Annotated in this window: 23 protein-coding genes and 1 pseudogene; 18 read left to right on the top strand and 6 right to left on the bottom strand. The window is 74.9% G+C overall.

The window, feature by feature from the left end; all coding sequences use genetic code 11:
- From LQ51_RS21395 to LQ51_RS21385, 3 genes and pseudogenes are all read right to left on the bottom strand, one after another.
- Positions 1-343: pseudogene (locus LQ51_RS21395) on the bottom strand (hypothetical protein); the annotation flags it as partial.
- 49 nt (positions 344-392) lie between these two features.
- Complete coding sequence (locus LQ51_RS21390; protein WP_046568405.1) at positions 393-755, bottom strand: hypothetical protein; 363 nt, start codon at positions 753-755, stop codon at positions 393-395.
- Positions 756-767: 12 nt separating this feature from the next.
- Positions 768-1,082: a hypothetical protein gene (locus LQ51_RS21385; protein ID WP_046568403.1), complete on the bottom strand. Its 315-nt coding sequence runs from the start codon at positions 1,080-1,082 to the stop codon at positions 768-770.
- Positions 1,083-1,437: 355 nt separating this feature from the next.
- Between LQ51_RS21385 and folP the strand changes: the two genes are divergently transcribed.
- From folP to LQ51_RS21350, 7 genes are all read left to right on the top strand, one after another.
- On the top strand, positions 1,438-2,316 hold the full coding sequence (gene folP, locus LQ51_RS21380; protein ID WP_046568402.1) for a dihydropteroate synthase: 879 nt from the start codon (positions 1,438-1,440) through the stop codon (positions 2,314-2,316).
- The gene (gene folB / locus LQ51_RS21375; protein WP_046568400.1) at positions 2,313-2,672 is read left to right on the top strand and encodes a dihydroneopterin aldolase; all 360 of its coding nucleotides are present in this window, start codon (positions 2,313-2,315) and stop codon (positions 2,670-2,672) included. The genes folP and folB overlap by 4 nt, the downstream gene beginning before the upstream one ends.
- Positions 2,669-3,193 carry a 2-amino-4-hydroxy-6-hydroxymethyldihydropteridine diphosphokinase gene (gene folK, locus LQ51_RS21370; RefSeq protein ID WP_046568399.1) on the top strand — a complete coding sequence of 175 codons (525 nt, stop codon included), beginning with the start codon at positions 2,669-2,671 and terminating at the stop codon, positions 3,191-3,193. The genes folB and folK overlap by 4 nt, the downstream gene beginning before the upstream one ends.
- A 61-nt stretch (positions 3,194-3,254) precedes the next feature.
- Positions 3,255-3,743: a DUF3180 domain-containing protein gene (locus LQ51_RS21365; RefSeq protein WP_197087865.1), complete on the top strand. Its 489-nt coding sequence runs from the start codon at positions 3,255-3,257 to the stop codon at positions 3,741-3,743.
- A 117-nt stretch (positions 3,744-3,860) separates the two neighbouring features.
- Entirely contained in the window at positions 3,861-5,081 is a 1,221-nt protein-coding gene (locus tag LQ51_RS21360) for an ABC transporter permease (RefSeq protein ID WP_046568398.1), read from the top strand.
- Between the two features lie 73 nt (positions 5,082-5,154).
- Positions 5,155-5,454 (top strand): hypothetical protein, encoded by a 300-nt coding sequence (locus LQ51_RS21355; protein WP_046568396.1) that lies wholly within the window; start codon positions 5,155-5,157, stop codon positions 5,452-5,454.
- A gap of 84 nt (positions 5,455-5,538) precedes the next feature.
- Positions 5,539-6,036: a hypothetical protein gene (locus LQ51_RS21350; RefSeq protein ID WP_046568395.1), complete on the top strand. Its 498-nt coding sequence runs from the start codon at positions 5,539-5,541 to the stop codon at positions 6,034-6,036.
- 67 nt (positions 6,037-6,103) lie between these two features.
- On the opposite strand, the gene LQ51_RS21345 is transcribed toward LQ51_RS21350, so the two are convergent.
- Positions 6,104-7,096 (bottom strand): ABC transporter ATP-binding protein, encoded by a 993-nt coding sequence (locus LQ51_RS21345; RefSeq protein WP_046568393.1) that lies wholly within the window; start codon positions 7,094-7,096, stop codon positions 6,104-6,106.
- A 2-nt stretch (positions 7,097-7,098) separates the two neighbouring features.
- Here LQ51_RS21345 and LQ51_RS21340 point away from each other — a divergent pair, with 2 nt between their 5' ends.
- The 4 genes from LQ51_RS21340 (at position 7,099) to LQ51_RS31455 (ending at position 11,962) form a co-directional block, all read left to right on the top strand.
- The gene (locus tag LQ51_RS21340; RefSeq protein ID WP_046568392.1) at positions 7,099-7,785 is read left to right on the top strand and encodes an ABC transporter permease; all 687 of its coding nucleotides are present in this window, start codon (positions 7,099-7,101) and stop codon (positions 7,783-7,785) included.
- Between the two features lie 40 nt (positions 7,786-7,825).
- A complete protein-coding gene (locus LQ51_RS21335; protein ID WP_046568391.1) occupies positions 7,826-8,548 on the top strand; it encodes an ABC transporter permease in 723 nt (240 codons plus the stop codon).
- A gap of 168 nt (positions 8,549-8,716) precedes the next feature.
- On the top strand, positions 8,717-9,721 hold the full coding sequence (locus tag LQ51_RS21330; RefSeq protein WP_046568389.1) for a glycine betaine ABC transporter substrate-binding protein: 1,005 nt from the start codon (positions 8,717-8,719) through the stop codon (positions 9,719-9,721).
- Positions 9,722-9,898: 177 nt separating this feature from the next.
- Positions 9,899-11,962, top strand: a complete 2,064-nt coding sequence (locus LQ51_RS31455; protein WP_052745022.1) for a hypothetical protein — start codon at positions 9,899-9,901, stop codon at positions 11,960-11,962.
- 95 nt (positions 11,963-12,057) lie between these two features.
- On the opposite strand, the gene LQ51_RS21320 is transcribed toward LQ51_RS31455, so the two are convergent.
- The gene (locus tag LQ51_RS21320) at positions 12,058-13,227 is read right to left on the bottom strand and encodes an NADH-quinone oxidoreductase subunit D (RefSeq protein ID WP_197087863.1); all 1,170 of its coding nucleotides are present in this window, start codon (positions 13,225-13,227) and stop codon (positions 12,058-12,060) included.
- Positions 13,224-14,297: an SAM-dependent methyltransferase gene (locus tag LQ51_RS21315; RefSeq protein ID WP_046568386.1), complete on the bottom strand. Its 1,074-nt coding sequence runs from the start codon at positions 14,295-14,297 to the stop codon at positions 13,224-13,226. The genes LQ51_RS21320 and LQ51_RS21315 overlap by 4 nt, the downstream gene beginning before the upstream one ends.
- A 241-nt stretch (positions 14,298-14,538) precedes the next feature.
- Here LQ51_RS21315 and LQ51_RS21310 point away from each other — a divergent pair, with 241 nt between their 5' ends.
- The 7 genes from LQ51_RS21310 to LQ51_RS21280 all read left to right on the top strand — a co-directional run bounded on the left by LQ51_RS21310 (position 14,539) and on the right by LQ51_RS21280 (position 21,378).
- Positions 14,539-15,486 carry a Rossmann-like and DUF2520 domain-containing protein gene (locus tag LQ51_RS21310; protein WP_046568385.1) on the top strand — a complete coding sequence of 316 codons (948 nt, stop codon included), beginning with the start codon at positions 14,539-14,541 and terminating at the stop codon, positions 15,484-15,486.
- Positions 15,483-16,331 (top strand): pantoate--beta-alanine ligase, encoded by an 849-nt coding sequence (gene panC, locus LQ51_RS21305; protein WP_046568383.1) that lies wholly within the window; start codon positions 15,483-15,485, stop codon positions 16,329-16,331. Before LQ51_RS21310 ends, panC begins: the two co-directional genes overlap by 4 nt.
- Before the next feature lie 31 nt (positions 16,332-16,362).
- Entirely contained in the window at positions 16,363-16,791 is a 429-nt protein-coding gene (gene panD, locus LQ51_RS21300; protein WP_046568382.1) for an aspartate 1-decarboxylase, read from the top strand.
- A gap of 166 nt (positions 16,792-16,957) precedes the next feature.
- Complete coding sequence (locus tag LQ51_RS21295) at positions 16,958-17,848, top strand: septum formation family protein (RefSeq protein ID WP_046568381.1); 891 nt, start codon at positions 16,958-16,960, stop codon at positions 17,846-17,848.
- A 61-nt stretch (positions 17,849-17,909) separates the two neighbouring features.
- Positions 17,910-19,649, top strand: coding sequence for an L-aspartate oxidase (locus LQ51_RS21290; RefSeq protein WP_046568380.1), 1,740 nt, complete (start codon positions 17,910-17,912; stop codon positions 19,647-19,649).
- Positions 19,646-20,542: a carboxylating nicotinate-nucleotide diphosphorylase gene (gene nadC, locus LQ51_RS21285; RefSeq protein WP_046568378.1), complete on the top strand. Its 897-nt coding sequence runs from the start codon at positions 19,646-19,648 to the stop codon at positions 20,540-20,542. Before LQ51_RS21290 ends, nadC begins: the two co-directional genes overlap by 4 nt.
- A 77-nt stretch (positions 20,543-20,619) precedes the next feature.
- Positions 20,620-21,378 (top strand): type III pantothenate kinase, encoded by a 759-nt coding sequence (locus LQ51_RS21280; RefSeq protein ID WP_046568376.1) that lies wholly within the window; start codon positions 20,620-20,622, stop codon positions 21,376-21,378.
- The last annotated feature ends 286 nt before the right edge of the window (positions 21,379-21,664 follow it).

Here is a 21,664-nt window from a genome sequence, read left to right as displayed (position 1 = left end):
CCGCCGGCGGGGTGGGTCGGGCGGCCGGTGGGCTCGCCGGCCGGGCCGCGGGTCGCCGGGCGCCGGGCTGTGCCCCGCCGAACAGGTCGAGGAAGGGCGAGTCGATGTCGCCGCTGTCGCCGACCGCCGGCCGGCGCTGGTCCGGCCCGGCGGACCGGGTGGCCGGCGGTCGGGGCGGCTGGAAGACACCCACCCGGCCCTGCCCGGGGCTGCTCACCAGCGCCGGGTCGAGGACGACCTCGTCCAGCTCGTCGTCGGGTGGGTAGTCGAACGATCGCGCACGGTTACCGAGCGGGTCGGCCGGACGCCCGGCCGGGGAACCCGGCGTGGAAGAGCGACTCATGCGACCGCCTCACCCGCGTTGTTCGGCTGCGCCCACGGCGTACGCCCGGTCATGCCAGTTCCTCCCGGATCCTGATCCGGCTCGCCACCAGGCGCGGGTCGCGCAGCTCGGCGGCCGGCTCCCGGGTGCGTCGCCAGTCCGTCAGCGCGGTACGGATGACCATGCGCGCCGGGCGGTCCGGGTCGACGTACCGGAAGACGAACGAGGTGGTCACGATGGCGAGCGAGATCTCCCAGGCCGGGAAGAGCTCCACCTGCAACGTGAACAACCAGTGGATGAACATGTAGAGGGGTACGAGCAGCATGAACAGGCCGTACTGGGCGTACGGCAGGTGGACGGGCAGGGTGTAGCCGGGCGGCCCGAGGTAGACGAGCCGGGCCCGGTAGATGTCGTCGTCGGTGCGCAGCCGCATGGTCGCCGACGCCTATTCGAAGATCAGGTCGATCAGGTAGTCGCCGACGAAGAAGAGTGTCGCCGCGCCGGCGATGAAGGCGAGCCCGATGATGGCGATGGCCGAGCTGGTCAGCACCTTGGAGATCTCGCCCCGGCTGGCGCGCCCGATGAAGATGACGCCGAGGACCGCGAGCAGGATCGGCGCGATCTTGCTGGCGAAGAAGCTGACGACACCGTTGGTGTTGATGCCCTTGGGGGCCGGCTCGGCGAGTGGAGTCGACGCCAGGGGGTGGAGCACGTGGTCGACGGCGGACGTCGCCGTCGCCAGGAGCTCGATGGCGATCACTGAAACCTCCCCATGTCGCGGCCGGCGACGCCGCGGTGGTGCAGTAGATCGGGCCGGGCGGGATGTCCCACCGGATACAGCGTCGGCGACGCTGCGTCCGTCACCCACCACGGAGAGTGGTGAGCTTTGGAGGGTTTTCTCCCGTTTCGGCCCTCCCTCCATGCTTCGCCATCTCGATGCTGGGCAATTCCAAAGCGTACGGGCCGGCCACCTTTGCGACAACCCGCGAAGAGTCGACCCGAACCGGCCCGGACGACCGATCGTACACCTGTTCTAATCCGCATGTCAGCGGTGCCGTCCGGCGGGACCGGCGGGGCCGCCGGATGCCCTGCTGGCGACCGGTACTGTCGGGTCCGTGACCGATCTGGTGCGGGCGCAGGACCCGGTGGTGATGGGCGTCCTCAACGTCACGCCCGACTCCTTCTCCGACGGCGGCCGGTACGCCGATCTCGACGCCGCCGTCGGACACGGGGTGCGACTGCGCGCCGCCGGCGCCGACCTGGTCGACGTGGGCGGCGAGTCCACCCGGCCCGGGGCCGACCGGGTCGACGCCGCGACCGAGACCGCCCGGGTGCTGCCGGTTATCCGCGAGCTGCGCGCCGTCGGCATCCCGGTCAGCATCGACACCAGCCGGGCCCGGGTGGCCGAGGCCGCCCTCGCCGCCGGCGCCGACGTGGTCAACGACGTCTCCGGCGGGCTCGCCGACCCGGACATGGCCCGGGTGGTCCGGGACGCCGGCTGCCCGTGGGTGCTCATGCACTGGCGGGGCCACTCCCGCGAGATGCGCGACCTGGCCAGCTACACCGACGTGGTGGCCGAGGTCCGGGCCGAGCTGGGCCGGCGGGTGGACGAGGCGCTCGCCGCCGGGGTCGCCGCCGACAGGATCATCATCGATCCGGGGCTCGGTTTCGCCAAGACCGCCGAGCACAACTGGGAGCTCAGCGTCCGCCTGCCCGAGCTGCTCGACCTGGGCTTCCCGCTGCTCTTCGGGGCCAGTCGGAAGTCGTACCTGGGCCGGCTGCTCGCCGCTGCGGACGGCACCCCCCGGCCCATCGCCGAGCGCGAGGCGGCCACCGTCGCCACCAGCGTGCTCGCCGTCGCGGCCGGAGCCTGGGGGGTACGCGTGCACGACGTGCGCGGCACCGCCGACGCGCTCGCCGTCTGGCGGGCCACCGGCCGCCCGCGCCTGGTGCCGACCACCTGCTGGCCGGCCGGGTACGAGGGGGACCGATGACCGACCGGATCGAGCTGACCGGCCTGCGCGCGCACGGCCGGCACGGCGTCTACGACTTCGAGCGCGCCCAGGGCCAGGAGTTCGTGGTCGACGCGGTGCTCGAACTCGACCTCGCCCCGGCGGCCCGCTCCGATGAGGTCGCCGACACCGTGCACTACGGCGAGCTGGCCGAGCGGCTGGTGGCCGTGCTCACCGGGGAACCGGTCAACCTGATCGAGACGCTCGCCGACCGGCTGCTCGCGGTCTGCCTGGCCGAGCCGCGGGTCGCCGCCGCGACGGTCACCGTGCACAAGCCGGAGGCGCCGATCCCGCACACCTTCCGGGACGTGGCCGTCACCCTGCGGCGGACCCGGTGACCCGGGCCGTGCTGTCGATCGGCAGCAACCTCGGCGACCGGCCGGCCCACCTCCGGGCGGCGGTGGCCGCGTTCGGCGACGCGGTGCTGGTGGTCAGCGGCGTCTACGAGACTCCACCGTGGGGGGACGCCGACCAGCCCGCGTACCTGAACGCCGCGCTGCTGGTCGCGGACCCGGCGGCGGGCCCGCGGGACTGGCTGACCCGGGCCCGGGCCGCCGAGGCCGCGGCCGGGCGGACCCGCGACCCCCAGCGGCGGTACGGGCCCCGCACCCTCGACGTCGACGTGATCGCGGTCTGGGACGAGGACGGCCCGGTGCTCGGCGACGACCCCGAGCTGACCCTGCCGCACCCCCGCGCCCATCTGCGCGCCTTCGTGCTGCGGCCGTGGATCGACATCGAGCCGCACGGCCGGCTGCCCGGGCACGGCTGGCTGACCGACCTGCTCAACGCCGAGCCGTTGGCCGGGGACGCCCTGGAACTGCGCCCGCGGCCCGATCTGGCGTTAGAGTCGGACACATGACCCAGTGGAGCCGGCCGGCATGAGCTCGGCGCAGTCCCCGCGCGACCCCAACCGGTTCCGGATGGGGCCCACCCGGATCTCCACCCTGGTCGTCGCCGCCCTGGCCGCGGCCGCCCTGGCCTGGCTGCTGATCAGCAGCTTCTACTACGAGGTGGCGCCCGACCTGCCCTGGTTGCCGGTGATCACGTTGGCCGGCCTCGCGGTGCTGGAGGCCTACGCGGCGGTCAACACCCGCAGCCGGATCGAGCGCCGCCCCGGCCGGGACCCGGTCAACCCGCTGCTGGTCGCCCGATTCGTGGTGCTGGCCAAGGCGTCGGCGCTGGCCGGGGCCATCTTCGCCGGCTTCTACGCGGGGCTGACCGGCTGGCTCTTTGTCGAGCGCACCAACGCCGCGGTCGGCGACCGGCCGGCCGGCGGCGCCGGGGTGCTGGCCGCGCTGGCCCTGGTCGCCGCGGCGCTCTGGCTGGAACGGTCCTGCCGGGTGCCGGAGCAGGAGGACGACGAGGACCGCGAGCCGGGCGACCGGGAGACTCCGCGCGGCCGCCTCTGATCAGGGGGTTCCCACCACCCGCGCCCGCAGGTACCGTCCTCGGCGACCGGAGAGCAACGGCCGCCGCCGGTCCGCCCTGCCGGACCTGGACGGCCGCCGACGTGGGAGGCGCGGGCCATGGGGTACGACGAGACCGGCCGGTTCGCACCCGCCGAGACGGCCTCCGGCGTGCCCGCGGCGGTGCTGGAGAACGTCTTCGACGACCCGTCCCACGGTGAGCCCGGCCGGGACCGGATCGCCGTCCATGTGATCTGGGAGATCCTGCTGCTGGCCGCGCTGGCCGCGGCCGCCTGGCTGCTCTGGCGGGAGGACTCGGACGCGCTGCGCGGCGGGGCGCTCAAGACCCTGCTGGTCGACGTGGTCGGGCTCGGGCTGCTCGCGCTGGCCGCCGGGCTGAGCCTGCGCGCCGCCGCGGTCAACCTGGCGATCGGCCCGGTCGCCCTGGCCGCCGCGCTGCACTTCGCCGAGCAGGGCGACCGCGGCGTGCGGGAGGCGCTGCTGCCGGCCCTCGGGATCGCGGCGCTCGGCGGGCTGGCGCTGGGCCTGGTGGTCGTGGTGCTGCACGTGCCCGGCTGGGCGGCGAGCCTGGCCGGCGCGGCCGGGGTGATCGTGTACATCGAGCGGCGGACCGCTCCGGTGGCCGTGCAGGGCGGGCACGACCCGCGGTCGACCGCGCTCTACCTCTTCGTCGGCTTCGCCGCGGTGGCCGTCCTGGGCGGGCTGTTCGGCGCGATCAAACCGGTCCGGCGACTGGTCGGCCGGTTCCGGCCGGTCGGCGATCCGGCCCGCCGTCGCGGCGCGGCCGCCGCCACGGTGACCGCGCTGGCGCTGACCTGCTCGACCGTGCTGGCCCTGCTCGGCGGGGTGCTCATCGCCGCCAACAGCACCGGACCGGTGGTCCCGGGCAGCGGGCTGGACTGGTCGGTGCTCGCCATCGGCGCCGCGCTGCTCGCCGGCACCAGCGCGTACGGCCGGCGCGGCGGCATCTTCGGCACCCTCTTCGCGGTCGCCCTGGTCGAGGTCTTCCTGACCTGGGCGGCGGCCCGGGGCTGGACGGTCAGCCGGTGGGCCGTCGGCGGGGCCACCCTCGGCGTCGGCCTGCTCGCCACCCGTCTGGTCGAGACGCTCGGCCGGCCCCGCCGGGCCGGCCCGGCCGCGGTCGAGGTGGGGCCGCCCGGCGACGGCTCGATCAGCAGCGGCTGGACGATGACGCCACGGCCGGAGCCCACCGACACCTGGCCGTCGGTGCTGCCGGTGCGTACCAACGACACCGGCGTCGAGACCTGGGACACCCCCCGCTGGGAGACCGGGCGGCGCTGGGAGCCCGAGGACCGCTGACCCCCGGGCCCGCCTCCGCCGCCGGTGCCGTCCGGCGGGCCGGACGTGATCTCGCCGGGTTAGGCTCGGCGGCATGAGCGAGACCTCTGCCGGCGGCCGCACCTTCGACGAGCTCGACAAGCTCTCCACCGAGGAGCTTCGGGAGCAGGCGTTCCACCTGGCCCGGGAGCGCCGCGACGTCGAGTTCTTCTGGTCGGTGCTGCGGCACCTGCCCAACGCGGACGAGGCCGCCGTGCTGGACGGGGCGCCCAACTCGGTCGGCCCGATCATCGACGAGGCGAACGCGCTGTGGCGCGAGCTGACCGGCCACGGCTACGAGGAGTCCGCCCCGCTGCTGCGGGCCGCGTTCATCGACTACCTGATGAAGCACTGAGCGCGGATGGCCGCCCGCCGGCGGGCGGCGGTCGCGCGTACCCGCAGGTTTGCCCGGCGAGGCGGGCCGGGAACTGACCGCCCCATGGCCCTCGACAACCGCCCCCGCAGCATCAGCCGGTACGGCACCGCGGCCGGCACCGGGGCCCTCGCCGCGCTGCTGCTGGTCGGCGTCTGCGGCAGCCCGATGTACGCCGGCTGGGTGCGGGACACCGACCCGAACGGGGCCGGTGGCTGGTTCCTCCAACTGCTCGCCTGGCCCGCCTGGCAGCTGCACGCCGACGACCCGTCCCGGTCGGTGCTCGCCACCGACCTGCGGGCCGTCCTGCTGGTGGTGCTGGCCGTGGCGCTGCTCTACCTGCGGCCCGCCGCCCAGGTGGCCAGGGTGCAGGGCTCGGCCAGCCAGTTCCTCTCCGGCTGGGCCGCGTACGTCCTGGCGGCCGGGTTCAGCGCACTGCTCTCCGCGCTGCTCGGCCCGGACGGTTCGCTGCTGGCCGCGTTCCAGGGCACCGGCACCGGGGTCACGTACGGCTTCTTCGCCGGTTGGATCATCGGGCTGGCCAGCCTCGGCGGGCGCGCCTAGGTGTTCGCCGGGCGCGCCCGGCGGTGACGCCCAGCGGGGCGGGGTGAGCGGCCCGGCCCCGGGCGGCTCACCCCGGCACGCCGAGACCCAGCACCCGGGCCCGGCTGACCAGCCCGACCGGTTGCCCGTCGGCGGTCACCACGGCGTGCTCGACGCCGGCGGTGAGCAGCGCGCCCAGCGCGTCGTACGCCGAGCCGCCCAACGACACCACCGGCAGGTCGGCGCCGCCGTCGGCGGGCAGCGGGTCCAGCACGTCGCGGGTGAGCGGGGTGACCGCGAGCCGGCGGATGCCCCGGTCGGCGCCGACGAACTCGCGGACGAACGGCGAGGCGGGGGAGCCGAGCACGGTGGCCGGGTCGGCGTACTGCTCCAGCCGGCCGCCCTCGGAGAGCACCGCGATCCGGTCGCCCAACCGGACCGCCTCGTCGAGGTCGTGGGTGACCAGCACGATGGTCTTGCGGACCTCGGCCTGCAGGCGGAGGAACTCCTCCTGAAGCCGGGTCCGGACGATCGGGTCGACGGCCGAGAACGGCTCGTCCATCAGCAGCACCACCGGGTCGGCGGCGAGCGCCCGGGCCACCCCGACCCGCTGCCGTTGGCCGCCGGAGAGCTCGTGCGGGTAGCGGCCGGCGAACTGGGCCGGGTCGAGGCCGACCAGCTCCAGCAGCTCGTGCACCCGGTCCCGGGTGCGCTGGCGGGGCCAGCGGAGCAGCCCGGGCACGGCCGCCACGTTGGCGGCGACCGTCTGGTGCGGGAAGAGGCCGACGTTCTGGATGACGTAGCCGATGCGCCGGCGCAGCGCGACCGGGTCGACCCGGGTGACGTCGTCGTCGCCGAGCAGGATCCGGCCGCCGGTCGGCTCGATCAACCGGTTGATCATCCGCAGCACGGTGGACTTTCCGCAGCCGGACGGGCCGATGAGCACGACCAGTTCGCCGGCCTTCACCGCCAGGCTCAGCTCGCGTACCGCCTCGGTGCCGTCGGGGTAGCGCTTGCCGATGCGCTCCAGGCTGATCGAGGCCGCGCCGTGTCCGGCGCCGGCTCCCGGGGTAACGTCCACGTGTGTCCCTCCACCTGAGCTACCGGGCCGCGCCCGGTAACCCGTGGTTCTCCTGGCAGTACGTGCGGGACAACTCTGACACGATCCTCGCCGCCTTGCGTGAGCACACCTGGTTGGTCGCCCGGGCCGTGCTGATCGCCGCGCTGGTGGCGCTGCCGCTCGCGGTGGCCGCGTACTGGTTCCGGTCGCTGGCCGGGCCGGTGCTGGCGGTCAGCGGGGTGCTGTACACGATCCCGTCGCTGGCGCTGTTCGCGTTCCTCGGGCCGACCCTGGGCATCGGTGCGGTGACCGTGCTCACCGTGGTGGTGCTGTACGCGCTGCTGGTCATCGTCCGCAACGCGCTGGCCGGGCTGCACCAGGTGCCACCCGACGTGCTGGAGGCGGCCGAGGGGATGGGGTACGGCCGCTGGGCCCGCCTGTTCCGGATCGAGTTGCCGCTGGCGCTGCCGGGCATCCTCACCGGCCTGCGGCTGGCCACCGTCTCGACGGTGGCGCTGGTCACCGTCGGGGTGGTGATCGGCCGGGGTGGCCTGGGTCAGCTCATCTTCGCCGGCTTCCAGAACAACTTCTACAAGGCGGAGATCATGACCGGCACGGTGCTCTGCGTGCTGCTGGCGCTGGTGCTCGACCTGGTGCTGGCCGGGGTGGGCCGGTTGCTCACCCCGTGGCTGCGCCGGCGGTCCGCGTGAGCGCGCGTCCGCACCGGGCCGGGTCGGGAGGGTCGGCCCGGTGAACCACCTGCGGGAAGCCGTGGTCTGGCTGAACGACCCGTTGAACTGGACGAATCCCGGCGGGGTCCTGGACCGGCTCGGCGAGCACCTCATCCTGTCCGCGCTGGCGGTGCTGCTGGGCTGCCTGGTGGCCTGGCCGCTCGGGCTCTGGCTCGGGCACACCGGCCGGGGTGGGAGCGCGGTGCTGCTGGTGTCCAACGTCACCCTGGCGATTCCGACCCTGGCGCTGCTGACCATCCTGCCGCTGACCTTCCTGGGCTTCGGCCGGCCGGCGGTGGTGGTGGCGCTCGCGGTGTTCGCGGTGCCGCCGCTGCTCGCGAACGCGTACACCGGGGTGCGGCAGGCCGACCCGGAGGCCCGGGACGCGGCCCGGGGGATGGGGCTCTCCGGTGGGCAGCTGCTGCGCCGGGTGGAGCTGCCGCTCTCGGTGCCGTACCTGGCGGCCGGCTTCCGTACCGCCGCGGTGCAGGTGGTGGCCACCACGGCCCTGGCCTCCTTCGTCAACGGCGGCGGGCTGGGGCAGATCATCCGGGCCGGCTTCGGGCTGGACATCGCGGCCGGCGGCGGGCAGGTGATCGCCGGCGGACTGCTGGTGGCCGGGCTGGCGCTGCTCGTCGAGGGGGTGCTCGCGCTGGTCGAGCGGGCGGTGACCCCCCGGCCGCTGCGCCGGGTACGCCGAGCGGCGAGCCGGCGCGCGGCCGACGCCATGGCGGGCGGCTGACCCGCCCGACACGGGGCCGGATGACGATCAGGTGACGAAACCGGCTCGGAGTTTGTCGGTCGGATGGGGAAGATATTGGCTGGAGTTGCGGGCGGCCGACCGGATCGCCCGTCGGACACGCGGCCGGCCCGCTCGGGGCCGCGCCGGGACACGGAAGGCGGGCTACTGATGCGCGCACGTTCACGCCTGGCTGTCGGGGCGGTCGGCGCCGTCGCGGCGGCGAGTCTCCTCGCCGGCTGCGGCGACGCCGGCTCGTCCGGCACCGATGCGCCCGAGCAGGGCGCCTCCGGGGCGGGGTGCGCCCCGGTCGCCGGCGACAAGCTGGTCGTGCTCAGCGACGACAAGAAGCTCCAGAACACCGACAACATCATTCCCGCGATCAACGTCGACGTGGCCAAGCCGCAGCTGGTCGCCGCGCTGGACAAGGTCTCCGCGGCGCTGGACACGCCCAAGCTGATCGCGCTCAACAAGTCCGTCGACGTGGACCGCAAGACCCCGCAGGCGGCGGCCAAGGAGTTCGCCGAGGCCAACGGCCTCACCCAGGGCCTCGCGAAGGGGCCGGGCGGCCCGGTCACGGTCGGCGCCGGCAACTTCAGCGAGAGCCAGACCATCGCCGAGCTCTACAAGATCACCCTCACCGCGGCCGGCTACCAGGTCAAGGTGCAGACGATCGGCAACCGAGAGCTCTACGAGCCGGCCCTGGAGAAGGGCGAGATCCAGGTCGTCCCGGAGTACGCGGCGACCATGGCCGAGTTCCTCAACACCAAGGCCAACGGCAAGGACGCCCAGCCGGTCTCCTCGCCGGAGCTGGACAAGACGGTCTCCGCGCTCAAGGCCGCCGGGGACAAGGTCGGCATCACCTTCGGCCAGCCGTCCCAGGCACAGGACCAGAACGCCTTCGCGGTCACCCAGGCCTTCGCGGACAAGTACCAGGTGACCACGCTCTCCGAGCTCGCCGCCAAGTGCTCCGGCAAGGCCACCGTCCTGGCCGGCCCGCCGGAGTGCCCGCAGCGGCCGAAGTGCCAGGCCGGCCTGGTCCAGGTCTACGACTTCAAGGCCGGCTCGTTCAGTTCGCTGGACGCGGGCGGTCCGCAGACGAAGAACGCGCTGAAGACCGGCGCGGCCAGCGTCGGCCTGGTCTTCTCCTCGGACGCGGCGCTCGCCGCCAGCTGACCGGCGACCGTCCGGGTCGCGGCGCGTCCGGCGCCGCGACCCGGAACCGTCCCCGGGCCGGTCGGGACTCCGCCGGCCACCGCGCCGCCGCCCGACCGGAAAGCCTGGTCACCGCCCTGCACATCGACCCCGTCGGGGCGTTCCCTCGGGCCGGAAGTCTCGGTAGTCTGCTCAGCCATGCCAGCCCCGGTTGCCGCCGCCGAGAAGCGCGCCCCGATGCTCTCCGTCCTGTTCTGGGTCGGGGTGGGGTGTGCACCCCTGGCCGCGCTGATTCTGCTCGTCTCCGACGGCAACGGTCCGCTGCGGTTCGGCGCCGTGCTGGCGATGCTCGCCGTGGTGCTGATCGGTCTCTCCATCGCGCTCCGCGCGGACGGCGGGGCCGCGGCGGTCGGTGTCGACGAGCTCCGCGAGGAGCTGGAACAGCTCCGCCGTGAGCTGCGCGGCGAGGTCGTGGCCGCGGCCCAGCGGGGTAACCAGGCGCTCGACCGGGTCCAGCGGACCGAGGAGTCGGTCAACGCCCTGCGTCACCGTCTCGACGCGGCGGCCGCCGGGATCGCCGCCGCCGCGGGCCTCACCACCTCGCCCGCCGAGGAGCCGCCCGGCGGTCGCGCCCGGGTGCCGACCGCCGACGGGTACGGCGGCCAGCCGGCACCGGAGCCCAGCGCCGGCCGGCGACAGGGCGCGGTCGATGACGGGCCGGCCCGCCGCGCCCAGCCCGGCACCCGTTACGGCACGGACCGGGCCGGCGCCGACCGGCCCCAGCCCGGCGTGTACGGGGCGCCGCGCGTGCCGGAGCCGGACGGTCGGCCGGAGCCGGGCCCCCGCCAGGTCGGCGTGGTGCACCACACGGAGACCGTGCACGTCACCACCCGGCACACCATCGTCGACGGCGGCGCCGACTCCGGCACCCGCTACGGCGGCTACCCGGGCCGCTGGTCCCCGGCGTCGGAGGAGCGCGGCTTCCCCGGCGCGGAGCCGGAGGAGCGCCCCTGGTCCGGCTATCGCGACAGCGGGGAGGAGCGAGATGGCTCCGGCGGTGGCTGGTCGGCGCCCGGCGCCGGTCGCGACCATCGCGCCCGGGGCGACGCACGGGACGACCGGGCCCGGCCCGGGCCGGCCACCGGCTGGGACGACCGGTCCCCGTCCGGGCAGGGCGGATCGCGGGACGACGCCGCCGGCGGCCCGGCCCGGGAGCACCCGTGGGCGCGGGCGGGCGGCGCGGGCGGGCCCGGCCCGGAGCACGACCGGTCCTGGTCGGCGCGGGCGGGCGGGGATGATCGGGGCTCCTGGGCGGCGGCCGGGCCGGACGACGACCGGTCCTGGGCGCCGGGCAGCGGGGCGACCGACGACCCGCCGGCCGGCCGGGCGGGCCACCGCAACGCGATCGAACCGCCCGGTCCGCGCGACGAGACCGGCTGGGCCGGGCGGAACGACCGTGGCTGGGCGGACCAGCACGGCGAGCCGGGCTGGGCGGATCAGCGCGGCGAGGCCGGCTGGGCGGACCAGCGCGGCGAGCCGGGCTGGGTGGATCAGCACGGTGCGGCCGGCTGGGCGGGTGCCCGTGACGGGCGCGCCGAGCCCGACCGGACCCCCGCCGGTCGGGACGAGCGCGACCGGCCGGCCGCCGGCCAGGACGAGCGCCACTGGACGGCCCCTGGCCGGGACGAGCACGACTGGCGGGCCACCGGCCGGGACGAGCGCGACTGGAGTGCGGCCGGGCCGGACGGGCGCGACCGGGCCGGACAGGGTGCGGAGTGGCGCCAGCCGGGCGGGACCGGCTGGTCCTTGCCCGAGCCGTCGGGCCCGGCCGCCGATGACGACCCGGACGGGGCCTACTGGTCCGAACTGCGCACCGGCAACCGGTGGGCCTCGGTCCGCGACGACGCGCACGGCCGGGAGGTCCAGGTCGGGGAGCGGCGGGCGGCGGTGCACGCCGACGGGGGCGGCACCGAGTTCCGGGTGGAGGACCGGTGGGCGGCCGTGCGGGAGCCGCGCCGCGACTCCGGCGGCCGGGCGGACGCGACGTCCGGCTGGTCGGACGCCGGCCAGGCGGCCCTTCCGGCGAGCGGGGTGCCGGTACCGGAGGAGTGGCGGCCGCCGGCCCAGCGCAGTGGCCAGCCCGAGTGGCGCCAGGCCGAACCCGAGCCGGTCCGGTACGGCGCCGACGAACGCTACGGCTACCCGCCCCGGGACGAGGTGCCCCGCGCCGGCGGCACCCGTGGTGCCGACCGCTGGCGCTGACCCCCGGCCGTCGGCCGGTGCGCAGTGCCGGGAGCCGCCGGTCCGGCCGAGCAGTGCCACCCCGACCGGCGGACAGCGTCACCGACCCGGGCGCACTACTTGTCGATGTCGCCGACCACGAAGAACATCGAGCCGAGGATGGCGATCAGGTCCGGCACCAGGCAGCCGGGCAGCAGCGTGGCGAGCGCCTGCACGTTCGCGTACGAGGCGGTGCGCAGCTTCAGCCGCCACGGCGTCTTCTCACCCCGCGACACCAGGTAGTAACCGTTGATGCCGAGCGGGTTCTCGGTCCACGCGTACGTGTGCCCCTCGGGTGCCTTGACCACCTTGGGCAGCCGGGTGTTCACCGGCCCGGTGAGCCGGTCCACCCGGTCCAGGCACTGCTCGGCGAGGTCGAGCGAGGCGTACACCTGGTCGAGCAGCACCTCGAAGCGGGCGTGGCAGTCCCCGGCGGTCTTGGTGACCACGGGCACGTCGAGCTGGTCGTACGCCAGGTAGGGCTCGTCCCGGCGCAGGTCCAGGTCGAGTCCGGAGGCCCGGGCGACCGGCCCGGAGGCGCCGAACGCGGCGGCGTCGGCGGCCGAGAGCACGCCGACCCCGACGGTACGGGCCAGGAAGATCTCGTTGCGCCGGATCAGGTTGTCCAGGTCCGGCATCCGGCGGCGGACCTCGCCGATGGCCGCCCGCGCCCGCCCGGTCCAGCCGGCCGGCACCTCCTCCTTCAGCCCGCCCACCCGGTTGAACATGTAGTGGATCCGACCGCCGGAGACCTCCTCCATGACCGCCTGGATGGTCTCCCGCTCCCGGAACGCGTAGAACATCGGCGTGATCGCACCGATCTCCAGCGGGTACGAGCCGAGGAACATCAGATGGTTGAGCACCCGGTTCAACTCGGCGAGCGCCATCCGCAGCCAGACCGCGCGCTCCGGCACCTCCATGCCCATGAGTCGCTCGACCGCGAGCACCACGCCCAACTCGTTGGCGAAGGCGGAGAGCCAGTCGTGCCGGTTGGCCAGCACGATGATCTGCCGGTAGTCGCGTACCTCGAAGAGCTTCTCGGCGCCCCGGTGCATGTAGCCGACGATCGGTTCGGCGGAGACCACCCGTTCGCCGTCGAGCACCAGCCTGAGCCGGAGCACGCCGTGCGTGGACGGGTGCTGCGGGCCGATGTTCAGCACCATGTCGGTGCCGAGCTGCTCGCCGCCGGCGCCGGTGCCGACGGTCAGTTCGCGGAGGTCGGCGGCGTCCGTGGTCATGCCCGTCATCGTGCCACGAGCGGATCGGAGGTGAGGCCGACCGGTTGCCGCAGCCACCAGTGCCCGCCGAGGCCGGCCGGGTCGGTCAGCTCGGCCACCACCGAGGCGTCGGCCAGGGCGCGCAGGTAGCCGGCCGGGTCCCGGGAGGCCAGGCTCAGCGGCGGTCGCCCGCCGTCGGCCCCGAGCGCCCGCAGCGCCTCCCGCTGCGACCCCAGGGTGTACGCACACCGGGCGACCCGCTCACCCGCGGAGGCGACCGAGTCCATGGCCACGTGTGCGGTGACGTCACAGGACCCGTCCGGCACCGCCGCCACCTGCCGCCCACCCCGGTACCCGGTCAACGTCCCGCCCACCGGCCGGTCCGCCCGCAGATGCCCGTAGTCCACCGCGAGCGCCAGTCCCCGCTCGAGCCGGCTCACCGCTCCCGCCCAGGCCTCATCCCGACTCCGGCCGATCTCCGCGCGCTCCACCCCCTCGTTGATCAAGGAGTTCTGGCCTGATTCAGGCACTCCAGCGGACGGAAACTCCTTGATCAACGAGGTTTGGGTGGGCCACCACTGGTCCAGCCAGTCGGCATCCTCGGCGGTTACCGGGTCACCCGTTGACTCGTCGCCCGTCGTCGGGTCAACCAGTAGGTAGCGCCAGCCGTGCTTGGTTTGCACCGCCAGGTTCAGCGGGACGTTGTCCAGCCATTCGGTGGCCAGCAGCAGGCCGGTGAGGGCCGGCGGGATCTCGTTCCGCCACTCGATCTCGGGCGGCAGGTTGTGGGGGCGGGGTGCCTTTTCGACGGCGATGAGGCGTACCCGATCGGCCAGCGGAACCGGGGCGGCGGTCAGCGACCCCGCGAGCAGCGTCCGGAGCAACTCGCCGCGCCCCGCGCCCACATCGACCACGTCGAGCGGAACCGGGTGGCCGAGCGCCGCGTCAAGATCGTGCAGTAGGCGCAGCAGGCAGGACGCGAAGACGGGGGAGGCGTGCACGCTGGTGCGGAAGTGATCGGCCGGTCCCGTGCCCGAGACGAAGAAGCCGTCCGGTCCGTAGAGTGCCCGGTCCATCGCCAACCGCCAGGGGAGCGGCACGGTAGAGGTCACCCGCTGACGGTACGGGCCCGGTGGCGCTCGACGCAGCCGTCCTCCCGGCCGAGGGCCGGACCACGCCCGGATCGGGCGAGGACCCCCACCTGGACCGACACCTCACCGAACCGCTGAAACCGGTTTGCCGGGGTCGGTGAAGGTTTTCACACATCCTTGTTTCGGCTCTGTGGCCCCGGAGCATACTTGCCATCGACCGGTACCCCCTTCGAGGACTGGATCGATTGCCATGAGCGCACCGCTGCGCCCGCGTCCGGCCGCCCCGCCGCGGGCCGCCGACGCCCCGCTCGTCTTCCCGCGCACCCTCACGGTCGGCGTGCTCGGCGCCGGCCGGGTCGGCGCCGTGCTGGGTGCGGCCCTCGCCGCGGCCGGCCACCGGGTGGTCGCCGCCGCCGGCGCCTCCGGCGCGACCCGGGCCCGGATGGCGCTGCTGCTGCCGCAGACCCCGATCCGCTCCGCCGCCGCGGTGGCCCGCGCCGCCACCGACCTGCTGATCGTGGCGGTTCCCGACGACGCCCTCGCCGCGGTGGTCGCCGACCTGGCCGAGGCCGGCGCGCTGCGCCCCGGCCAGGTGGTCGCGCACACCTCCGGCGCGCACGGCCTGGCCGTGCTGGCCCCGGCCGCCGCCGCCGGCGCGCGGCCGCTCGCGCTGCACCCGGCGATGACCTTCACCGGTACGCCGGACGACCTGGGCCGCCTGGTCGGCAGCTCGTACGGGGTGACCGCCCCGGCCGAGCTGCGCCCGTTCGCCGCCCGGCTCGTCACCGACCTGGGCGGGGTGCCCGAGTGGGTGGCCGAGGGTGACCGGCCGCTCTACCACGCGGCGCTGGCGCACGGCGCGAACCACCTGGTGACCCTGGTCAACGAGGCGGCCGACCGGCTGCGCGACGCCGGGGTGGACCGGCCGGAGAAGGTGCTCGCCCCACTGCTGCGGGCGGCCCTGGAGAACGCCCTGCGGCTCGGTGACGACGCGCTCACCGGCCCGGTGTCCCGGGGTGACGCCGGCACCGTACGCCGGCACCTGGACCGGCTCGCGGCGACCGCCCCGGAATCCGTACCCGCCTATCTGGCGTTGGCCCGACGGACGGCGGACCGTGCCGTGGCGGCAGGCCGGCTGCGCCCGGCGGACGCGGAGCCACTGCTGAACGTGCTGAACGGGATCGAGGTGGCGGCATGACCGAGCTGGTGCACACGCGCAAGGAGCTGGCGGCGGCGCGGGACGCGCTGACCGGCACGGTGGCCGTGGTGATGACCATGGGCGCGCTGCACTCCGGGCACGAGACGCTGCTGCGGGCGGCCCGGGAACGGGCCGACCACGTGCTCGTCACGATCTTCGTGAATCCGCTCCAGTTCGGCCCGAACGAGGACTTCGACCGCTACCCGCGCACCCTCGACGCCGACCTGGAGATCTGCCGCCGGGCCGGCGTGGACCTGGTCTTCGCCCCGTCGGTGGCCGACATGTATCCGGACGGCCAGCCGACGGTCCGGGTGAATCCGGGTCCGCTCGGCGAGGACCTGGAAGGGTTGAGCCGGCCCGGCTTCTTCCACGGGGTGCTCACCGTGGTGCTGAAGCTGCTCCAGCTCACCCGCCCCGACCTGGCCTTCTTCGGAGAGAAGGACTACCAGCAGCTCGCCCTGGTCAAGCGGATGGTCCGCGACCTGGACGTGCCGGTCGAGATCGTCGGCGTGCCGACCGTACGCGAGCCGGACGGGCTCGCCCTGTCCAGCCGCAACCGCTACCTGTCGGGCGAGGAGCGGGCGGCCGCGCTGAGCCTCTCCGCCGCGCTGCGCGCCGGCGTCGAGGCCGCCGAGCGGGGCGCGGACGCGGCTGCCGTGCTGGCCGCCGCCCACCGCGCCTTCGACTCGGGCGTCCCGGGTGGCCGCCTCGACTACCTGGTGTTGACCGACGCCGACCTGGAGCCGGGGCCGGTCGCCGGGCCGGCGCGGCTGCTGGTCGCGGCCTGGGTCGGCACCACCCGGCTGATCGACAACGCGGGGCTCCACCTCGCGCCGCGTTCCTGACCACCACGACACCCCGCGGAGAGGCGACCCGATGTTCCGGACCATGCTCAAGTCGAAGATCCACCGGGCCACCGTGACCCAGGCCGACCTGCACTACGTCGGTTCGGTGACGGTGGACGAGGATCTGCTCGACGCGGCCGACCTGCTCCCCGGCGAGCAGGTGGCGATCGTGGACATCACCAACGGGGCCCGGCTGGAGACGTACGTGATCCCGGGGCAGCGGGGCAGCGGCGTGATCGGCATCAACGGCGCCGCGGCGCACCTGGTGCACCCCGGCGACCTGGTCATCCTGATCTCGTACGGGCAGATGGACGACGCCGAGGCCCGCGCGTACCGGCCGCGGGTGGTGCACGTGGACGCGGACAACCGGGTCGTGGACCTGTCGGCGGACCCGACCACCGCGGCCCCGGGCACCGCCGGCGACCCGGTGCCGAACCCGCTCGCCGCCGCGTTGAACTGAGACTCCCGTCCCCCGCCGCGGCCGACCTGCCAGCCATATCCGTTATCTCCGGTTTGCGGCCAGTCGGCCGCCGAGATGGCCGATAGCGGTCTGTCACCGGAAGGTCATTTCCCGCTACCCTGGGCGGACCGTCGGAATAGACGGTCGTCGGGCTGGGGGAGGCGCGATGGGCCGTGCGATGCGGAGCCTGGTGGCCACGGTGGTCGCCATGGGGCTGCTGGCCGGGTGCGCCGGCCGCGGCGGGCTGGACGCGGACCTGACCGACGACTGGCGGGCGCTGCCGGCGCCCGGGCCGTTCACCCCGGACGCCGGCGTCTGCCAGGTCGCCGACTTCACCCCCACGCTCGGCCCCGACGGGTACGAGCCGGTCGACTGCGACCTGCCGCACCGGTGGGAGACGGTGCACGTCGGCGCCTTCCCGGCGGACCGGGCCGCCCCGCCGGCCGGCGGCTCGCCGGAACTGCGTACCGCCTTCGCCGACTGTGACGCCCGGGCCAACGGGTACGTCGGCGACAACTGGCGGGCCGGCCGGCTGCGGCTGGCCGTGGCGCTGCCCACTGTTGCCGGCTGGGCGGCCGGTGGGCGCTGGTACCGATGCGACCTGAGCGAGGTGGACACGGTCGAGGCGGCGGCCCGGGTGGTGACCCGGACGGGCAGCCTGCGGGACGCGCTCAAGGGCGCCTCGCCGCTGCGGCTGGGCTGCCAGCGCACCGGCGGGAAGGCCCGGGCCCGGACCCTCACCCCGGTCGACTGCCGCACGGCGCACGACGCCGAGTTCGTCGGGGTCTGGACGGCACCGGACCGGCCCTACCCGACGAAGGAGGGCGACTGGGCGCCCCTCTACACCGGCTGCGACACCGTCCTGGCCCGGTACGTCAGCGTGCCCGACGACAAGATGCTGCGCTTCCGCACCGGGGTGGTGGTACGCCCGCCCGGCGCGGGCCGGTGGGCCGCCGGCGACCGAGGCGTGCGCTGCTACCTCTGGCTCAGCGACCGGACGGTGACCGCCTCGCTGAAGGGGGCCGGGCCGGCGCGCCTGCCGGTCCGGACAAGGTAGCCGGAACCACTCGTCCCGCCCCCGCCGCCCACGATGAGGGGCCTTCGGGTTGACTGTGCTCATGGACCTTCCGACCGTCGAGCTGCCGGCCCTGCCCGGGCTGCTCGCCGCGCCCGCACCCGGCTGGGTGGAGACCACCGACGTGATCGTGGTCGGCTCCGGGGTCGCCGGGCTGACCGCCGCGCTGCACCTGCGGGAGGCGGGACTGCACGTCACCGTGGTCACCAAGGTCGACATCGACGAGGGCTCGACCCGCTGGGCGCAGGGCGGCATCGCCGCCGTGCTGGACCCGACCGACACCCCGGCCGCGCACGCGTCCGACACCGAGGTGGCCGGGGTCGGCCTCTGCGACCCGGCGGCGGTCCGGGTGCTGGTGGAGGAGGGCCCGACCCGGCTGCGCGAGCTGATGCGGATCGGCGCGGAGTTCGACCGCAACCCGGACGGCTCGCTGATGCTCACCCGGGAGGGCGGCCACCGGGCCGACCGGATCGTGCACGCGGGCGGCGACGCCACCGGTGCCGAGGTGCAGCGGGCGCTGCACGCCGCGGTGCACCGCGACCCGTGGATCCGACTGGTCGAGCACGCCCTGGTGCTGGACCTGCTGCGCGCCCCCGGCGACGGCCCCGACGGCCTCGGCCCGGCCTGCGGGATCACCCTGCACGTGCTCGGCGAGGGCAGCGAGGACGGCGTCGGCGCGATCCTGGCCCGGGCGGTGGTGCTGGCCACCGGCGGGATGGGGCAGATCTTCGCGGCCACCACGAACCCGTCGGTCTCCACCGGCGACGGGGTGGCGCTCGCGCTGCGGGCCGGCGCGCAGGTCACCGACGTGGAGTTCGTGCAGTTCCACCCCACCGCGCTGATCGTGCCGCCCGGTGGCCCCGGCGCCGGGCTGGGCCAGCAGCCGCTGGTCTCCGAGGCGCTGCGGGGCGAGGGCGCGTACCTGGTCGACGGGGACGGCAAGCGGTTCATGGTCGGCCAGCACGAGCTGGCCGAGCTGGCCCCGCGGGACGTGGTGGCCAAGGGCATCCACCGGGTGCTGCTGTCCACCGGCGCCGACCACGTCTGGCTGGACGCCCGGCACCTCGGCGGCGACTTCCTGGCCCGGCGCTTCCCGACCATCGTGGCCTCCTGCCTGGCCATCGGGGTGGACCCGGCCAGCGAACTGATCCCGGTCGCCCCGGCCGCCCACTACGCCTCCGGCGGCGTCCGCACCGACCTGCACGGCCGCACCTCCATCCCCGGCCTGTACGCCTGCGGCGAGGTCGCCTGCACCGGCGTGCACGGCGCGAACCGGCTGGCCAGCAACTCGCTGCTGGAAGGGCTGGTCTTCTCCCGCCGGATCGCCGAGCACATCGCCGCCGGGCTGCCCGAGCAGGCGAAGCCGGCCGAGACCGGCGCCTGGGTGGGCGGCCAGGGCTGGGTGGTGCCGGCCGGTGGCACGCCGACCCTGCAACGGGCCATGACCCGGGGCGCCGGGGTGCTGCGCTCGGCGGAGACCCTGGCCGGGACCGCCGGCACGCTCCGCGAGCTGGGCCAGGGGCGGGGCACCCCGCGGACCGCCGACTGGGAGGCGACCAACCTGGTCACGGTGGCGTCGACCCTGGTCGCCGCCGCGTACGCCCGGCAGGAGACCCGGGGCTGCCACTGGCGGGAGGACTTCCCGACGGCCGACGACCGGTGGCTGAGCCACCTGGTCGGCGCGATCGGGACGGACAACCGGTTGACCGAGCGCTGGACGGCACAACCAGTGAGTGGGCCGGTTCTGCGAGCCCCGCAGTCGCGAACAAAGGAGGTCCAGTGAGGGAGTCGACTCAGCAGGCGCTGCGGGACGGTGGCCTTGACCCGGAGCGGGTCCGGCGGGTGATCGTCGACGCGCTCACCGAGGACCTGGGTCCGGATTTCCTCGACGTCACCAGCGTCGCCACCATCCCGGACGCGCAGACCGACACCGGTGACCTGGTCGCCCGGTCGGCCGGCGTGGTGGCCGGGCTGCCGGTGGCGGCGGCCGTGTTCGAGCTGGTGGGTGAGGTGACCGGGGCGGGCCGTACCGTCGAGGTGTCGCTGGTGGCCCAGGACGGGCAGCGGGTGGCGCGCGGCGATGTGCTGGCCACCGCGACCGGCCCGACCCGGCTGCTGCTCACCGCCGAGCGGACGGCGCTCAACCTGCTCTCCCGGATGTCCGGGGTGGCCACCCACACCCGGGCCTGGGCCGACGCCCTGGCCGGCACGAAGGCGATGGTGCTGGACACCCGCAAGACGACGCCGGGCCTGCGGGCCCTGGAGAAGTACGCGGTCCGCGCCGGCGGCGGCACCAACAAGCGGATGGGCCTGCACGACGTCGCCATGATCAAGGACAACCACAAGGTGGCCGCCGGTGGGATCGGTGCGGCCTACCGCCGGGTCCGGGAGGCGTTTCCGGACGTGCCCGTCCAGGTGGAGGTGGACACCCTGGCCGAGGCGGTGGAGGCGGTCGAGGCGGGGGCGGGCTTCCTGCTGCTGGACAACATGACCCCGGCGCAGCTGCGCGAGGTGGTCGCCGCGGTGGGCGACCGGGCCGAGCTGGAGGCGACCGGAGGGCTCACCCTGCCGGTGGCCGCCGAGTACGGCGCGACCGGCGTCGACTTCCTCTCGGTGGGCGCGCTGACCCACTCCTCGCCGATCCTGGACATCGCCCTGGACCTGCGGGAGGAGTGAACCGGCGGCGGGGCGGGTGGTGGCACGGCGCGCTCCTCGCGCTCACCGCCGTGACGGGCGCGGTCTAGGCTGCGGTCGTGCTGCTCTGCATCGACATCGGAAACACCAACACCGTGCTGGCGACCTTCGACGGCGACAAGCTGGTGCACAACTGGCGGATCAAGACCGATGCCCGGTCCACCGCGGACGAGCTGGGGCTGATGTTCCGGGGCCTGCTGGCCGGCGACGCCGTGGAGATCACCGGAGTGGCCGCCTGCTCGACGGTGCCGGCCGCGTTGCGATCGCTGCGCACCATGCTCTCCCGCTACTACGCGGACCTGCCGAGCGTGATCGTCGAGCCCGGCGTACGCACCGGGGTGCAGCTCGCCATCGACAACCCGAAGGAGGTGGGCGCGGACCGGGTGGTCAACACCCTGGCCGCGTACACCCTCTACGGCGGGCCGTCGATCGTGGTGGACTTCGGCACCACCACCAACTTCGACGTGATCAGCGACCGGGGCGAGTTCCTGGGTGGCGCGTTCGCGCCCGGCATCGAGATCTCCTTCGACGCGCTGGCGGCCCGCGCCGCCCAGCTGCGCAAGGTGGAGGCCACCCGGCCCCGCTCGGTGATCGGCAAGAACACGGTGGAATGCCTCCAGGCCGGGCTCTACTTCGGCTTCGCCGGGCAGGTGGACCGGATCGTCGAGCGGATGACCCAGGAGATGGGTGAGGTCAAGGCGGTGATCGCCACCGGCGGGCTGGCCTCGTTGGTGCTCAACGAGTGCCACACGATCACCCACCACGAGCCGATGATCACCCTGATCGGCCTGCGGATGGTCTACGAGCGCAACGTCTGATCCGGTTGGTCCGGGCGGCCCGGCCGGCTCCGGGCGGTCAGGGCGGGGCGGGCAGCCCGTCCAGCGCCCAGCGCGGCGCCTCCTCCGGGTTGCGGGGGCGGAACCGGTCGTACTCGGCGGCGCCGAAGGAGAGCGCCTGGCTGCGGTCGGCCATGCGGCCGAGGCTGGTGCGGCGTGACGCGGCGGCGGGGAGGCCGGACGAGAGGGCGTCGTGGCCTGCGCCAACGCAGGAGCCCGGTTTGCGGCGTGCTGGGGTCACCGCCAGGCCCGTGGGGCCGGATTGCGG

The organism is Micromonospora sp. HK10, assembly GCF_000982955.1.
GTDB lineage: Bacteria > Actinomycetota > Actinomycetes > Mycobacteriales > Micromonosporaceae > Micromonospora.
The sequence above is the reverse complement of the archived record's forward strand: the minus strand, read 5'-3'. Positions and strand labels throughout refer to the sequence as shown.

Bases quoted from the DNA above. Each gene is read 5' to 3' on its own strand.
- LQ51_RS21390 (WP_046568405.1), bottom strand. From the start codon at position 755: ATGCGGCTGCGCACCGACGACGACATCTACCGGGCCCGGCTCGTCTAC.
- folB (WP_046568400.1), top strand. From the start codon at position 2,313: ATGACCGACCGGATCGAGCTGACCGGCCTGCGCGCGCACGGCCGGCAC.
- LQ51_RS21365 (WP_197087865.1), top strand. From the start codon at position 3,255: ATGGGGCCCACCCGGATCTCCACCCTGGTCGTCGCCGCCCTGGCCGCG.
- LQ51_RS21360 (WP_046568398.1), top strand. From the start codon at position 3,861: ATGGGGTACGACGAGACCGGCCGGTTCGCACCCGCCGAGACGGCCTCC.
- LQ51_RS21355 (WP_046568396.1), top strand. From the start codon at position 5,155: ATGAGCGAGACCTCTGCCGGCGGCCGCACCTTCGACGAGCTCGACAAG.
- LQ51_RS21350 (WP_046568395.1), top strand. From the start codon at position 5,539: ATGGCCCTCGACAACCGCCCCCGCAGCATCAGCCGGTACGGCACCGCG.
- LQ51_RS21330 (WP_046568389.1), top strand. From the start codon at position 8,717: ATGCGCGCACGTTCACGCCTGGCTGTCGGGGCGGTCGGCGCCGTCGCG.
- LQ51_RS31455 (WP_052745022.1), top strand. From the start codon at position 9,899: ATGCCAGCCCCGGTTGCCGCCGCCGAGAAGCGCGCCCCGATGCTCTCC.
- LQ51_RS21320 (WP_197087863.1), bottom strand. From the start codon at position 13,227: ATGACGGGCATGACCACGGACGCCGCCGACCTCCGCGAACTGACCGTC.
- LQ51_RS21310 (WP_046568385.1), top strand. From the start codon at position 14,539: ATGAGCGCACCGCTGCGCCCGCGTCCGGCCGCCCCGCCGCGGGCCGCC.
- panC (WP_046568383.1), top strand. From the start codon at position 15,483: ATGACCGAGCTGGTGCACACGCGCAAGGAGCTGGCGGCGGCGCGGGAC.
- panD (WP_046568382.1), top strand. From the start codon at position 16,363: ATGTTCCGGACCATGCTCAAGTCGAAGATCCACCGGGCCACCGTGACC.
- LQ51_RS21295 (WP_046568381.1), top strand. From the start codon at position 16,958: ATGGGCCGTGCGATGCGGAGCCTGGTGGCCACGGTGGTCGCCATGGGG.
- LQ51_RS21290 (WP_046568380.1), top strand. From the start codon at position 17,910: ATGGACCTTCCGACCGTCGAGCTGCCGGCCCTGCCCGGGCTGCTCGCC.